The organism is Caballeronia sp. ATUFL_M2_KS44 (assembly GCF_023630965.1).
GTDB classification, from domain to species: domain Bacteria; phylum Pseudomonadota; class Gammaproteobacteria; order Burkholderiales; family Burkholderiaceae; genus Caballeronia; species Caballeronia concitans.
The window spans coordinates 105,470-119,492 of the sequence record NZ_JALQEA010000067.1 but is presented as its reverse complement, the minus strand read 5'-3'; the positions used below and the strand labels follow the sequence as shown (position 1 = coordinate 119,492).

The following is a 14,023-nucleotide window of genomic DNA, read 5'->3' as shown; positions in this document are numbered from 1 at the left end:
CATCGAACGTTCGTTTATTAGGGCGGGCGAACAAGAACCGCTTGGATGCAGCGCATGGCCGACTAGAATTGATGATGCCGGCATGACCTTCAAGCTAACCGGAGCCAAGCGATGAAGACGATCAATGCGCTCAAAGTTTCTGCGATCGCGTTAGCGACCGTGTTCTCCTTCAACGTGTGGTCGCAAACGGGCGACACCGCTGCGCCTTCTTCAGGCACGACGTCGACGAGTGCGGGAATGTCGAAGAAGGAGATGCGTAAAGCCAACAGGGCGCTAAGCAGGAAGGTGTCGCAAGCCTTGCAGAAGGGCGGAATCAACATGAACGGGGTACAAGTGATCGCGAAGAACGGCGCGATCACGCTTGCAGGACACGCAGCCGATCAGACTCAGATCGACAAGTCCGCTGCAATCGCAAAACAGGTCGATGGCGTCACTTCCGTGAAGAACGTCTTGACGGTTCAGTACGGCGGTCAATAGCCGCACGCGTCAGAAGTCCGCGTGAGTCAATCAGTTTATTGAAAATCGATTCGATCGCTGAAGAAATACGACAGCGCGCATCGACACGACGCACGCTCTTGTCTTTCGAAAGAATTCTTATTTGAACGCACTCGCGCGGCATTGAAGGCAACTTCAGTGCCCGAGTGCGTTATTTTTTCATGCGCAAACGATAACGCGAACGTCGCTGCCCTAATGCTGCCGTCGAATCGGCCGATAACATTACAGACGACTCCCTTCAATCCAATGTTGGGCGCGAGAATAAGAACACCGGAAAACCTGGTATGCGTTTGAATCAGATTTCGGTCCCGGCCGGGCCGACTGTCACCTTCGGTTCGCTCACACGACTGGTCGTGTCGATTGAACACGGGTACTGGCATTAAGCGATGATCTTTCTCCCTTTCTTTCGCCGGTTGCGATCGCTGGCTTCAATCCCTCGCGATAACGGGCCGCTGCTAGTCGCACAGTTCGAAGCATTCCGGCACCAGATGCCGCTCATGTATCTGGTGCTCATCGCGAATACATGGGCGCTCGCCGTCACGCATTTCACTATTGCGCCGACCTGGCTGAGTATTTACGTACCTTGCGCCTTCACGTTGATCGGCCTGCAGCGCTTGTGGCGATGGACACGCGCGGATCGCCGGCAGACTTCGGTCGACACGGCGGAACGCGCGCTTTCGAGGGCCACCTGGCTCGCAGCGGCTCTGACGATCGTCTTCACGGCGTGGGCGCTTTCGCTGGTCCGCTATGGAGGCCCTTACGCGCAGGCGCACGTCGCTTTTTATATGGCCATCACGGTCATCGGCGTGATGTTCTCGCTCATGCATCTTCGGGCGGCTGCGATCATCGTCGCCGTGACCATCAACGGTGCGTTCTTCGGGTACTTCGTGTTGTACGGGAACAGCGTGTTCCGCGCGGTTTCCGTGAACGTCGTGCTCGTCTCCGGTGCGATCCTCGTCATCTTGATGAAGAACCACCGCGACTTCACGCGCATGGTCGAGGCGCGAGCCGAGAATGAGCGGCTCGCGCATCTCGACAGCCTGACGGGGCTGCCTAACCGGCGATCGTTCTTCCATGAACTAGAGACCACATATGCGGCGGCCGTTGCACGCAAGACGATGCTCGCCGTCGGCATTGTCGATCTGGATGGCCTCAAGCCCGTCAACGACACGCACGGTCACGCGATTGGCGACAGGGTGCTGAGTCAGGTCGGTGAGCGTCTCGCACGGCTCGTGACGCCGCAACTGCGGCTAGCGCGTCTTGGCGGCGATGAATTCGGGCTGCTGGTCGTGGACATCATCTCCACAGAAGCATTAGCGGCGTTGGGCGAACATGTTTGCCGGATGCTGCGCGAGCCTTTCATCGCCGGCGACGTGAACATACAGATATCCGCTTCATTGGGTTTCGCGGTGTATCCCGCCCACTGCGCCACGGCCGCGGAACTCTATGAATTCGCCGACTACGCGCTGTACTCCGGAAAGCGGAACCGCCGCGGCAGCGCAGTCCTGTTTTCCGCGGAACATCACGCTGCTATCCGGCGCAGCGCCCTGGTCGAGCAGGCGCTACAGATGGCCGATCTTGAACGTGAACTCACGGTCGCATTCCAGCCGATCGTCCACCTCGCGACGGGCCGCGTTTATGGTTTCGAGGCACTCGCGCGCTGGACGAGTCCCACGCTCGGCAACGTACCGCCCGATGAATTCATCTTGGTCGCTGAACGTGCCGGAATCGTTAGCGACCTGACCTTTATCTTGTTGAGGAAGGCGCTATTTACCGCGCTGCGTTGGCGGAATCCAGTGCGGCTGTCGTTCAATCTGTCCACGCTCGACCTTGCTTCACCCGAGACGGTATCGGACATACTGAAGCTGGTTGCCGATAGCGGCTTCGATCCCTCGCGGCTCGATTTTGAAATCACTGAAACCGCGATCGTTCGGGAGTTCAAGGCCATACAGTCTGCTGCTTTGCGGCTGCGCGCGCTCGGGTGTGGAGTATCGCTCGACGACTTCGGTGTCGGCTATTCGAGCCTCTCGTATCTTCATACGCTGCCGCTCACGAAGATCAAGATCGACCGCAGCTTCGTTCGCGGAATGCATGCCGTGCGAACGAGCTACAAGATCGTCAAGTCGCTGCTCGCGCTGGGACGAGACATGGGTGTCGAAACCATCGTGGAGGGCGTGGAGACCGAAGAAGAGCTAAGGGCGCTCGAGTCTGCGGGTGGGGAGTTGTCGCAGGGGTTTCTTTTTTCGAAGCCGGTCGAGCCCGAGCAGACTTATGCGCTGGTGGACGTCGGGTTGTTGCCGGGTTGTGCGGGTACGAGTGTTTCATGAAAGCGAAGTCATTTTCTCGCAGCCGATTAATCTCGCACCGGCCTATTCAACCGCGCAAGCTGGCGAGTGTAGGAACACACGATCGTTCGGACGACGAACGTTTCCCCATGTAATATCACCAGAAATTACATACAAGTACCTTTCTAAATAGTTACCGCCCTTTCTCTCGCCGTTTGTCGCCTTGCAGTACCATTGCGACTTCGCGCCCGCAGCCTAAGCTGACCGGCGCAAACGCGCCCCGTTCGCGCCCCTTTACGCATCGACGCCTCGAAAGTCCGGCTTTCAATCTACTAGCCGTTGCTCAAGAAGATCGTCAATAAACTGTCAAGCAAATGCAAGTCAGCAATTCCCGTCGATGGGCGCCTCGCGGCCCCAGACGATGGCTCATCGCAGCGGCGGCGCTCGCTGCGGCCTTCGTCGTCCGGTCATTGTTACATCCACTGCTCGGTCCGGTCATGCCCGGCACCGCTTTCTTTCTGGCGGCCGTGCTCGTCGAGTATTACTGCGGCCTCGGGCCCGCGCTCTGCCTGATGCTGGCCGGCCTCTGCATCGCGGACTATCTGTTCGTGCCGCCGTACGGGCGCATCGATGTCATCGACGCCTCGGACGTTCGCCTGCTCGTCACTTATCCGCTCATCACCATCGTGATCATTGCGCTCGTCGAGCGCTTGCGACGCGCGCAATATCGCGCGGAACTGCTGGCTGCGGTGGCCCAGTCGCGCTACGAGATGCTGCTGCGTCACGACAACGAGCGGCTGCTCAACCGCCGCGCGACAGACGATATGCATCGAATGCTGCATCACATCGCGCAATATCACCACGCGCTCGTCCTCATCAAGGCGCTCGATCCGGTGAATAGCGCGTCGCCTGGCAGCGTGGTGGCCGCAGCCGCGACAGCCACCTCGAATGGCCTGATCGACGATACCCCGTTCAGCACAGGCATCGCCTATGGCGCGATGCATGCGCACGTGCATCAGGAAGATCTCGCGCGCGTCAGCGATCGACTCACGCCCGGCCATCATCGCATGCGATTTTTATCTGCAGACCGAAACAGTTGGCGATCGATGGAATGCGTCTGCGAGCGCTTCATCACGCCATCAGGCGAATTCCTCGTTCTGCGAGCGGAAGACTGACCTTGAACACGCCATCCATGTCCGCTGCAAACGACAACAGCCACGCAGTGCTTTTGCTTCACGGCCTGTCGAGCTCGCCGCTCGAACTGCGCTTCCTTGCGCGGCTGCTCGCCGACGAAGGTTTCATCGTCCATACGCCCACGCTGAACGGCTACAGCGCCGGCAGCGGACACGAGAAGATGGAGCATTGGATCGACGCGGCCGTCGCCGAATTCGACGCGCTCGCCGCACGATACCGCCACGTGTCCGTATGCGGCCTTTCGATGGGCGCGACCCTCGCCGCCGCAGTGGCGCACGAGCGGCCCGCCGCGCGCGCGATGCTGCTGCTGTCGATCACGCTCAACTACGACGGCTGGGCCATCCCCTGGTACCGCTTCTTGCTCGACTACGCGTACTACACGCCGTTGCGCTCGCGTTACCGGTATCGGGAGCGCGAACCCTTTGGCCTGCGCAATGAAGCATTGCGCCTGAAGATCGCGCGCGCCATGCAAAAGAATCAGATCAGCGAAGTCGGGCCCGCATCCATCTCGCTGCCCGCGCTGCACGAAGCCAGCCGCCTCACGCGCTCCGTGCGCAAGAAGCTCAAGAACATCGGCGCGGACTGCCTTCTCATTCACGCCATCGACGACGAAACGTCGAGCCCGCATAACGCGCGCTTCGTCGCGGCGAATGTCGGTGCGTCGTTCATGCGCACGATCTGGCTCGACGATTCATATCACATGATCACATCCGACAACGAACGCGAAGCCGTTGCGCGGGAATGTGCGCTCTTTCTGCGCGAAAGCGCGGCGGCATCGGACTCGAGCAACCATCCGACGCCGGTGGTGTCGCGCGCGCTTGCGCGTCGCTTGAGGCAACTCGCGACCGTGGCGGAGAAGGCATGAAGCGCAAGCTCATATCGGCAGCCGTCATGGTCTTTGCGATGTCCGGCCTCGTGGGCGCCGCGCATGCAGATGAAGCGCAAGCCCCGAGCGACTGGAAGGTATCGATCGGACCGGGCCTGTATGTGTTTCCGAAGTTCCCCGGTTCATCGCAGCTTCAGCTTCTGCCGTTTCCTGCGCAGGACATCTCGTGGAAGGACCGCGTGTTCTCGCAAGGTCCGGACGTGCTCGGCGTGAATGCGCTGCGCGGCGAGAATTACCACGTGGGTGCGTCGCTGAGTTTCGACTTCCAGTCGCGACGCGCATCCGACGATGCACGTCTGAAGGGTCTTCCCGATGTCCACTACGGACCGAAGCTGCGGCTCTTTGCCGATTACACCTGGTGGGCCTTCACCGGCGCGGCGGCCGTCTATCAGGACATCGCCGGCACTGGACAAGGTCTGACCGCAACGGTCGATGCATTCGCGTCGGCACCGCTCGGCAAGCTGCTCATTTCCGTGGGGCCGGGCGTAACTTGGGCGAACGCGACCTATACGAGGACTTTCTTCGGCGTGAACTCGCAGGAAAGCGCGGCGTCGGGTCTGCCTCAATATGCAACGAGTTCCGGCTTGCGCGATGTTCACATGAACGTGAACGCCACTTATCAATTCGACTCGCACTGGTCAGCAAACGTCACGGCGGTGATCGGACGCCTCGAACATTCGGCAGCGAACAGCCCTATTACGGAGCGCCGTCTCGATCTCAACGGCATGGCGTCTGTGCTGTATCGGTTCTAGGCCCGCGCGATAAAAGCGGCATCCTCTTACATGATCTCGTCCGAATCCATTGACGCACTACTCGCGCGCCGACTGCAAACGCAACGTGAAGCGTTTCTGCGCGATGGCCCTCCTTCCGCGAATCGACGACGCAACGACCTGACAAAGCTCAAGCGTGCGCTCATCGCTCGCAGGAGCGACATCGAGCGCGCGATACAAGCGGACTTCGGTCATCGCGCGACGCACGAGACCGCGATCATGGAGTTGCTCACGCTCGTGAATGGAATCGACTATTTGCGGCGGCGTCTACACCGCTGGATGCGTCCGGAGCGGCGACCTACGCCATGGCAACTGCAGCCCGCTCGCAGCTACGTGCTGTATCAGCCCGTCGGAGTCGTCGGCATTGTGGCGCCGTGGAACTATCCGTTGTCGTTGGCGCTGATGCCTTTGGCCACTGCGCTGGCAGCCGGCAATCGCGCGATGATCAAGCCATCCGAATCGACGCCTGCCACGAGCGCGCTGCTCGAAGCCATCTTGAGCGAGCTATTCGACAAGGAACAGGTCGCTGTGGTCACTGGCGATGCGATCGTGGGCGCCGCGTTTTCCGCGCTGCCATTCGATCATCTGTTATTCACCGGCAGTACCGAAGTCGGCCGCAAGGTCATGCAAGCGGCCGCGGCCAATCTCGTTCCTGTGACGCTGGAACTGGGCGGCAAGTCGCCCGTGGTCATCGAACCGGGCCACGGCGAAGCGGCGGCCGAGAGCATCGCTTATGGCAAGCTCGCCAACGCGGGACAAACGTGCATCGCACCGGACTATGTGCTGTTGCCCCAGCAAGAGATGGATACGTTCGTCGATGCCTACGATCGCGCCGTCAGGCGGCTGTACCCCGAAGGGCCGGATAGCGTGGATTACACATCGATCATCGACGAGCGGCATCATCGGCGTCTCTTGACGCTCCTGGACGATGCGCGGAAGAAGGGTGCGCGAATCATCGAAGTCGGCAATCGGCAACGCAATGCACGCAATGCACGCGATGCCATGCGCAAATTAGCGCCTGTGCTCGTTACCGGCGCGACCGATGACATGCTCATCATGCAGCAGGAAATCTTCGGGCCGCTGCTGCCCGTGCTCACATATGAAGATATCGACGAAGCGATCGATTTCATCAACGCGCGTCCGCGTCCGCTTGCGCTCTATTCTTTCGGCGCGCAAGGCGCGAGCCGCGAGAAACTGCTGACGCGGACCACCGCCGGCAATGTCACCATCAACAACACGTTGATGCACTACGCACAAGATGCTCTGCCCTTCGGCGGAATCGGCCTTAGCGGAATGGGCGCTTACCACGGCGTAGAAGGCTTTCGTGCGTTGAGTCACGCCAAGGGCATTCTGGTGCAGTCGCGCTGGCAGCTCGGCAAATTACTTCGTCCACCTTACGGTTTCATCGCGAATGCCATCATCAAGGCGATGCTCCGTTAGCGCAACGCATCGGTGTTTCAATTGATCTGAATCAAGAGCCGATTCCGACGCCGCGCCGGAACGGATGAATCGCTCGCGCCGTCGCCCTGCCATTGACCTGAATCAACGCGATCCACGATCGGCGTCTCTAGACTGATGCCAACGTGAATCACGATCCGACTCAAGGAGCCACGCGATGAGCTACAAGACTGTTCTCGTGCACCTCGACACCAGCGCGCGCGCTCACCCGAGGCTCGAAAGCGCGTTGCAACTGGCGAAGCGTTTCGACGCACATGTTATCGGGCTCTTTGCCGTGTACGAACCGGAAACGCGCGCGTTCGCCATCATGGCCGGCACGGCCTCGTATTACGAGCAGCACGCGGCCACGCGGCTCGAGCAGCGCGGCGCGATCGAACGCCTCTTTCACGCCGAAGTGAAGCGTGCGGGCGTGACGGGCGAATGGATCGAAGCCCACGAACCGGCGACCCATGCGGCACCGCATTTCGCGCGATGCGCCGATCTCGTCGTCGCCAGTCAGGACGATCCGGACGATCCCGAGTCGTATGTCGGCGATCACTTTCAGGAGACGCTCGTCCTGTCATCCGGGCGCCCGGTCCTGCTGCTGCCTTACACGGGCTTCTTCCCTTCCATGGCCAATCATCCGATGATCGCGTGGGACGGCAGCCGCGAGGCAACGCGAGCCGTCCACGATGCACTTCCTTTGCTCAAGACGGCCGAGCGCGTGAGCATCGTCACCATCGACACGACGCAAGGCGAAGCGCGCGACGAACGCATTGCGGGCGCGGATATCGCCGCGTGCATCGCGCGGCACGGCGTGAAGGCCGAAGTGTCGTCGAGCGCAATCGCGGATGAAACATCGGTCGGCGAATTGCTGCTCTCGCGCGCCACGGATCTCGGCGCCGATCTCGTCGTCATGGGCGGCTATGGACACGCACGCTGGCAGGAACTCGTGCTCGGCGGCGCCACGCGAACCTTCCTCGCATCGATGACGGTTCCCGTGCTCATGTCTCATTGAGGCGATGCGCTCATCAAGGAGGCCGATCATGAACTGGAAGACCATCCTCGTTCACTTGGACAACAGCCGGCGCTGCGATGCGCGCACGCAGCTTGCGTTCGATCTCGCGCGTCGCTTCGACGCTCATGTCATCGGGCTGTATCTCGTCTGTCAGGACCTGGCTCATCATCTGTTCGGTCCGGCGCAACGTGTCGAACGAAGCAACTATGAGAGGCAACAGCGCGCGGCGCTCGATCACGCGCACGAGGCGTTCGAGCATGCGGCGCAACTGGCCGGCGTCACCGCTGAATGGCGCGCGCCGACGGGCTCCGTCATCGACGCAGCGGTGCTGCATGGCCGTCATGCGGACGTGATCGTGCTCGGTCAGGACGATCCGCAAGACCCGGCTGCGTTCATTGCGCGCCACTTCGTCGAAGATACGGTGATGAGCGCGGGACGGCCCGTGCTGATCGTTCCACGCGCGGGCGACATCGAGACCATCGGCGAGAACGTGGTCCTCGCCTGGGACGACAGCCGTGAAGCCGCACGCGCCGTGGCCGATGCGCTACCCATCCTGCGACGCGCGCGCGTGGTCGAGGTGGTGACGGTGGAACGGCACAAGAACGAGAATGCGCCCGCGGGCATCGACATCGCAGCGTGGCTGGACAGGCAAGGCGTGCGCGCAGGCTTCTCTTCCACGCCGCGCATTCGCGGAGGCGGCACGGGATTCACGCTCCTCGACAGGGCAAGCAGCGTGCATGCGGACATGCTCGTCGCCGGCGCTTATGCGCACTCGCGCGGACTCGAACGCGTGCTTGGCGGCGTGTCGCGGACCCTGCTCGAAGGGTCCGCGCTGCCCGTGCTGCTTTCGCACTGAGTCGCGGCGTATCGGCGCGAAAGATCAGGCCGGCACCGAACCGAGCGCGCGCGAACGACGCTGACAGTGAACGAGCCGCAGCATCGGCTTCTCGATTGCAACATACGTCAGCGACGATGCCGCCACGGTAGCGATCGTGCCGGCGATGCATAACACGTCCGCATTGACGCTGTGCCCCAAGCCGCGCTTGAGTGCGCTGCCTGCGAGCATCGAGAGGAAGCCGTGCGTCAGGTAGATCGAATACGACGCGTTGCCGACGAACAAGAGCACCTTCGATGCAACGGGACGCACCATGTCATAGACCACCACGCCGAGAATGATCGCGAAGGCCGGCACGCCATAGATCAGCACGCGGTACTTGTCGAGCCTCACTTCGTAGTAGGCGGAAGTCACCATCGCCACGAACGCGATGAAGGCAACGCCGATAGCCGCATAAGCGATCCGCGACTTGAAGATCGACCGCGCCAATGCCTTCGCAATCTGCGCTGCAATCATGCCGAAGATGAATTCGCAGATCAGCGGCGAGCCGGTCAGATGCAGCACCGACGGCTCATGCGAAAACGCACGCGCCAACAGATAGAGCGCCGCATACACCGCGCACAGAAACGGCGCCATGACGCGATTCGGCACGCGCGCCAGTATGGCCACGGCAAAAAACACGTAGAAATAGGCTTCGAAAGACAGCGTCCAACCTTGCGAGAGAATCGGCTGATACGGTTCGATCACGTTCTTCATCGGCCATAGCAGAAGCGATCCGATGATCGTCGTCGAATCGGGAAACGCCACGGATTTGTGGACGAACCCGAAGTACCAGAGTGCGATGAAGATCGCCGTCCAGAACCAGTAAAGCGGCATCACGCGCTGGAAGCGATGCTTCAAAAAGGTCGTCGCCCCTTTGAAACCATTGGCGCTGTCCTTGCGCGTATAGAACATGATGAAGCCGCTGATGACGAAGAAGATATCGACGCCCGCCTGCCCGACCTGGTAAGTCGATAAGAACAACGACGTTGCGCCGCCGCCGTGATACGTGAAAACCGCCGTGGCAATGTGGAAATAAACGACGAGGGCTACTGCGAATGCACGAAGTGCCTGTAACCCGCCCAGCTTGGTCCCGTTCGATCGTTGAGGCGATGGCGGCATCGTTTCCCCTTTCGATAAGATTGACGTGGCCTATACGGTAGGACACCTGTGCAATTCGCTTATGTGGGGTTCCGCACGTTGAAGCGGCACTCAACGATTATTTATCGCTATCCGATCAAAAGATCCGAACGTGCAGGCCGAAACTCGCCGTTCGCGTGCGCTTCTTCATATGAAAGGAGTGCATATCTTCTGAAGAAGCGATATGCGTTACTTGCCCGCACCGGTCGACGGCACACATGTCAGCACGAGAATGCCTTCGTTGTTCACAGCGGCGCTGACTTCGGCACGATGAAATTCGCCGCGTCCGCAAGACCATTCGGCGACGAAATCGGCCCGGCACGCACGTGGCTTGTGAAAGTCCGCGGGCAAGGCAACGGGATAGCGGCATGTTTCCACTGAGTCGCATCGCTGTGCCAGTTCATGCGTCGCGTTGCCTTGATACGCGCCGCAGTTCGCACCGTAGGTTCCCGATTCGATGTGGATGGCATCGGCTGACGCGTCACTCGCCGTGCAGCAGAGAATGAGCGCAAGCAACGTCGAAGTCGTTCGCAACATGATCGGCTCCCATGCGAAAGTCAACGCGCTGCATGAAGTTACTATAGGCCCGATTCAGCGCATTCGGCTATGCTGCGTGGATGCATGCACTTCCTTCATTCAATGCCAGCATCCTCTTCTCTTCTTGATCGAACATTGAGCGCTATCGCGCGACGTTATCGCCTGCCGCGATACGAACTCGACGCATCGCGAACGCACGAACTCAGTCCCGAAACGGCGCTTGCGCTCATCATCGAACAGGCGCGCATCGCGAAGACGTGCGACACCACAACGATCGCCGCGCTACAACAGCGCTTCATCGATTCGCTCGCACGCCTGATCGCTTCCGCGATGCATCCGCAAACCGGCGACGCCGTCTTTCAGGCCACGCTGCTTCGATACCGCGAACCGACGGTCAGCGAATACGCATCGCTTTCATCGCAGGCGGAACGCGATCGGCGCTCGATTCACGCTGCCGTCAACGCAATGGCGCATCCGGCGAGGCATCAGCGTATGCCGCCCGGGGCGCAACGCGATTGGCTGGGCCGGTTGTACGAGGCGGCAGCGGTATCGTCGTGGTCGCGAGCCGAAGAGAGCGCGCAACGTCTGCTCGATCTCGCTGACACCGATATCGAAGCGTCCGTGAAGCGCCGCGCGCAACTGCTGCTCGACAGCGGAGCGCTTGCGCGTCTTCAACGTCTGCAAGCATTGGACGACGATGAACTCGTACGGCGGTATCGATCGTTATGGGACCGGCATGGCCCTCGCTCGGGAAGCGCAGCCGCCGCTGCGCAAGGTGTCGCGTCGAAGCGGCGCGGCGCTGAAGTCGAAGCGCTGGCCACGCGTGCGCTCGAAGCATTCGCGGAGCGTCTCGACAAGGAAGAGGCTCACGCGTCCTATCGCGTGGTCACGTCCATGCGCGTGCCTGCATCCATTCCTTCGAGCCACGAGCACGCCAAGACCGAATGGGACGTCGTGCTGTTGCGGCATGCCGGAACATCCGGCGACACCGTCGTGTGGGACATCAGCCTGCTGATCGAAGCGAAGGCTTCCGTCGATGCCGCATCGACCGACTTGCCGAGACTCTTGCGCGGCTTGCGTCTGCTCGCGCACGCGGATGCGAACGCGCACTATGCGTTCGAAACGCAACAGGGCGTGGTTCATGTGCGCGGTGCATCGCTGACGTCGCTGCCAACGGAAGGCGATCGTCTTGCGAACACGGTGCTCTATTGCTGCGACGCTCCCGCCGATGCTTCCCCGCGTCTGCTGAACGCAGCAAGCAGAATGCAGCTCTTAAGCGCGCCGGAGAGCCTCGCCTATGCAGGCATGTTGACTGAGCACCAACACGCCGACGCCCGCACGCTAGAACCCGTATGGCACGCGCTGCTCGAATCGCCGCGATGGCGCGTGGTGCTGGATCAATACGCGATACTGCGCCAGGCACGCGACCTGATGGTTCATACCGACGACCTGCTCGCCGCAATGCGAAGCTGAAAATCAGGACTCGACTTTCAGCATGTCCGCGAGGCTCTCGCGAAGTTTGTCGAGCGCGACGGGCTTGCGCATCACGGTGGTATGCACATTCGTCAGGTCCTCGGCCCCCGCCCATCCGGTAATGACGATGGTAGGAATATCGCGCCGGCGCGCGGCGAGCTGCTCGATCAATTCCCTGCCGCTCATGCGCGGCATGGTCAAGTCGGTCACGACGGCATCGGCCGGGTCTTGTTCGTCGACCTCCAGCGCTTCCATGCCGTCGTGCGCCACGCTGACCCGAAAGCCCTCCCACTCCAGGAACAGTTTCATGACCTGGGTGATGGAGCTTTCGTCATCGACAACAAGAATGTGCTTCATCGGTATTCGTTTCGAAGCGGTCCGGGACGCATCCCATGACGTCCAGGACGAGCGGGTTGATCATGTTGGTACTCGTTGAACGGTCAGTCAGCCCGCAGCCAGAGGAAAGATCATCTTGACGATACTGCCCTTGCCAACGACGCTCTCTATCTCAAGCCGGCCATTCGACTGCTGCACGAATCCGTGGACCATCGCAAGGCCCAGGCCCGTGCCCGGTCCCTTCGTCGTGAAGAACGGCTCGGCCGCGCGCCGCATGGTATCGGCATCCATGCCCACGCCTTCGTCGTGAACGCACAGAATCACATACTGACCGGGCGAGAGATGTCTTTCGGGCGCGCCCGTCGCGAGGTTCAGTATCGACGTCGCAACGGTCGCCCTGCCGCCGTGGGGCATCGCGTCGCGTGCGTTGATCAGTATGTTCAGCAGCGCCATCTCCAGATGCTCCGCATCGAGCATGCATGACGGCAGGCCGGGCTTCAGGTCCAGACGAAGGTCGATGTGCTTGCCCAGCGTGCTCGCGAGCATGTCGCTGAATTCGAGCACGAGCTGGTTCAGGCTCACGTTCCTCGGCGTGAGCTGCTGCTTGCGGGCGAAGGTCAGAAGCTGTTGCGTCAGCCTGCCGCCGCGTTCGGCCGCGCCCTTTGCGTTGTCGATGAGCGTATCGAGCAGCGCATCGCCGTATGCGGCTGTTTTTCTCTTGGCAAGTTCGAGGTTGCCCGTCACGACCTGAAGCAGGTTGTTGAAGTCGTGCGCGAGCCCGGCGGTCAGTTGCCCGATCGACTCCATCTTCTGGGCCTGCCTGAACGCCTGTTCCGATACGCGCCTGCGCGTGATGTCCATTTGCGACGCGAAGAAATTGACGAGATTATTGTCCTTGTCGAATATCGGCCCGAGAAAGAGCGCATTCCAGAAAGGCGTGCCGTCTGCTTTGTAGTTCAGTATCTCGACGGCCACCGCGCGCTTCTCGCTGATTCCGGCGCGCACTTCCGCGATCGTCTCGGGATCGGTCTCCGGACCTTGCAGGATGCGGCAGTTGCGGCCGATGACATCGTCCTCAGCGTATTGCGTGAGGTCCAGAAACGCGCCGTTGACGAACACGATCGGATTGTCCGGCAGCCGGGGATCGGTGACGACCATCGGCATGCGCGTCATTTCAACCGCTGCGAAGAAGACGCTGCTGCGATCGTCGAGGCCGGGGCGCGATATATAGCCCGCCTGCCAGTGCCGCCGGTCCGATGTGCCTGTCGGCGTGAACGAATGGTTGTCGAGTTCGCCGGCAGCGGGAATGCCCACGCTTTGTCCGCCGCCTCGTATATCGAGTGTTTTTTCTTCTCTTCCTGACATGGGGACCTGATGTTCCTTGCGATCTTCGCCTGCATGACGGGCACGCGAAGATGAGCGATGTCTTGCGGTTCTGAGGTTGTCACCCTGAGAGCAATCACGGTGCCACGTCCCCATCACGAAGCGTCGCGCGAAAATATTCGCGGCGTTGAACGTTTGCGTTTCATCGTCCACATTCTGTTCATCTTCAGCCTTCCGAACAGATGTCGCTATACA

Annotated in this window: 13 protein-coding genes; 9 read left to right on the top strand and 4 right to left on the bottom strand. The window is 60.8% G+C overall.

Translation table 11 applies throughout. The annotated features are described in order from the left end of the window. Positions 1–111: 111 nt before the first annotated feature. From NCR39_RS28185 to NCR39_RS28150, 8 genes are all read left to right on the top strand, one after another. Positions 112–477, top strand: a complete 366-nt coding sequence (locus tag NCR39_RS28185) for a BON domain-containing protein (protein WP_250456079.1) — start codon at positions 112–114, stop codon at positions 475–477. 515 nt (positions 478–992) lie between these two features. Next, on the top strand, positions 993–2,822 hold the full coding sequence (locus tag NCR39_RS28180; protein WP_250456078.1) for a putative bifunctional diguanylate cyclase/phosphodiesterase: 1,830 nt from the start codon (positions 993–995) through the stop codon (positions 2,820–2,822). A gap of 332 nt (positions 2,823–3,154) precedes the next feature. After that, the gene (locus NCR39_RS28175; RefSeq protein ID WP_250456077.1) at positions 3,155–3,955 is read left to right on the top strand and encodes a DUF4118 domain-containing protein; all 801 of its coding nucleotides are present in this window, start codon (positions 3,155–3,157) and stop codon (positions 3,953–3,955) included. A 17-nt stretch (positions 3,956–3,972) separates the two neighbouring features. Beyond that, entirely contained in the window at positions 3,973–4,839 is an 867-nt protein-coding gene (locus NCR39_RS28170; protein ID WP_250456235.1) for an alpha/beta hydrolase, read from the top strand. Next, positions 4,836–5,612 (top strand): MipA/OmpV family protein, encoded by a 777-nt coding sequence (locus tag NCR39_RS28165; RefSeq protein WP_250456076.1) that lies wholly within the window; start codon positions 4,836–4,838, stop codon positions 5,610–5,612. The genes NCR39_RS28170 and NCR39_RS28165 overlap by 4 nt, the downstream gene beginning before the upstream one ends. Before the next feature lie 30 nt (positions 5,613–5,642). Further along, positions 5,643–7,070 carry a coniferyl aldehyde dehydrogenase gene (locus NCR39_RS28160; RefSeq protein WP_250456075.1) on the top strand — a complete coding sequence of 476 codons (1,428 nt, stop codon included), beginning with the start codon at positions 5,643–5,645 and terminating at the stop codon, positions 7,068–7,070. A 175-nt stretch (positions 7,071–7,245) separates the two neighbouring features. Then, positions 7,246–8,085, top strand: a complete 840-nt coding sequence (locus NCR39_RS28155) for a universal stress protein (protein WP_250456074.1) — start codon at positions 7,246–7,248, stop codon at positions 8,083–8,085. Positions 8,086–8,113: 28 nt separating this feature from the next. Next, positions 8,114–8,941 (top strand): universal stress protein, encoded by an 828-nt coding sequence (locus tag NCR39_RS28150; protein ID WP_250456073.1) that lies wholly within the window; start codon positions 8,114–8,116, stop codon positions 8,939–8,941. A 24-nt stretch (positions 8,942–8,965) separates the two neighbouring features. On the opposite strand, the gene NCR39_RS28145 is transcribed toward NCR39_RS28150, so the two are convergent. Together NCR39_RS28145 and NCR39_RS28140 are read right to left on the bottom strand one after the other, a co-directional pair. Beyond that, a complete protein-coding gene (locus tag NCR39_RS28145; RefSeq protein ID WP_250456072.1) occupies positions 8,966–10,081 on the bottom strand; it encodes an acyltransferase family protein in 1,116 nt (371 codons plus the stop codon). A gap of 207 nt (positions 10,082–10,288) precedes the next feature. Continuing rightward, positions 10,289–10,636, bottom strand: a complete 348-nt coding sequence (locus tag NCR39_RS28140; RefSeq protein ID WP_250456071.1) for a hypothetical protein — start codon at positions 10,634–10,636, stop codon at positions 10,289–10,291. Positions 10,637–10,738: 102 nt separating this feature from the next. Here NCR39_RS28140 and NCR39_RS28135 point away from each other — a divergent pair, with 102 nt between their 5' ends. Continuing rightward, complete coding sequence (locus NCR39_RS28135; protein ID WP_250456070.1) at positions 10,739–12,109, top strand: 3-deoxy-D-arabino-heptulosonate 7-phosphate synthase; 1,371 nt, start codon at positions 10,739–10,741, stop codon at positions 12,107–12,109. A gap of 3 nt (positions 12,110–12,112) precedes the next feature. Here NCR39_RS28135 and NCR39_RS28130 read toward each other — a convergent pair whose 3' ends face one another. Beyond that, positions 12,113–12,466, bottom strand: a complete 354-nt coding sequence (locus NCR39_RS28130; RefSeq protein WP_250456069.1) for a response regulator — start codon at positions 12,464–12,466, stop codon at positions 12,113–12,115. A gap of 87 nt (positions 12,467–12,553) precedes the next feature. Beyond that, complete coding sequence (locus tag NCR39_RS28125; protein ID WP_250456068.1) at positions 12,554–13,810, bottom strand: PAS domain-containing protein; 1,257 nt, start codon at positions 13,808–13,810, stop codon at positions 12,554–12,556. Positions 13,811–14,023 lie beyond the last annotated feature (213 nt).

Excerpts from the sequence above, each read along its gene's own strand:
- NCR39_RS28175 (WP_250456077.1), top strand. The coding sequence starts at position 3,155 with ATGCAAGTCAGCAATTCCCGTCGATGGGCGCCTCGCGGCCCCAGACGA.
- NCR39_RS28150 (WP_250456073.1), top strand. The coding sequence starts at position 8,114 with ATGAACTGGAAGACCATCCTCGTTCACTTGGACAACAGCCGGCGCTGC.
- NCR39_RS28165 (WP_250456076.1), top strand. The coding sequence starts at position 4,836 with ATGAAGCGCAAGCTCATATCGGCAGCCGTCATGGTCTTTGCGATGTCC.
- NCR39_RS28180 (WP_250456078.1), top strand. The coding sequence starts at position 993 with ATGTATCTGGTGCTCATCGCGAATACATGGGCGCTCGCCGTCACGCAT.
- NCR39_RS28135 (WP_250456070.1), top strand. The coding sequence starts at position 10,739 with ATGCCAGCATCCTCTTCTCTTCTTGATCGAACATTGAGCGCTATCGCG.
- NCR39_RS28125 (WP_250456068.1), bottom strand. The coding sequence starts at position 13,810 with ATGTCAGGAAGAGAAGAAAAAACACTCGATATACGAGGCGGCGGACAA.
- NCR39_RS28130 (WP_250456069.1), bottom strand. The coding sequence starts at position 12,466 with ATGAAGCACATTCTTGTTGTCGATGACGAAAGCTCCATCACCCAGGTC.
- NCR39_RS28145 (WP_250456072.1), bottom strand. The coding sequence starts at position 10,081 with ATGCCGCCATCGCCTCAACGATCGAACGGGACCAAGCTGGGCGGGTTA.
- NCR39_RS28140 (WP_250456071.1), bottom strand. The coding sequence starts at position 10,636 with ATGTTGCGAACGACTTCGACGTTGCTTGCGCTCATTCTCTGCTGCACG.
- NCR39_RS28160 (WP_250456075.1), top strand. The coding sequence starts at position 5,643 with ATGATCTCGTCCGAATCCATTGACGCACTACTCGCGCGCCGACTGCAA.
- NCR39_RS28170 (WP_250456235.1), top strand. The coding sequence starts at position 3,973 with ATGTCCGCTGCAAACGACAACAGCCACGCAGTGCTTTTGCTTCACGGC.
- NCR39_RS28185 (WP_250456079.1), top strand. The coding sequence starts at position 112 with ATGAAGACGATCAATGCGCTCAAAGTTTCTGCGATCGCGTTAGCGACC.
- NCR39_RS28155 (WP_250456074.1), top strand. The coding sequence starts at position 7,246 with ATGAGCTACAAGACTGTTCTCGTGCACCTCGACACCAGCGCGCGCGCT.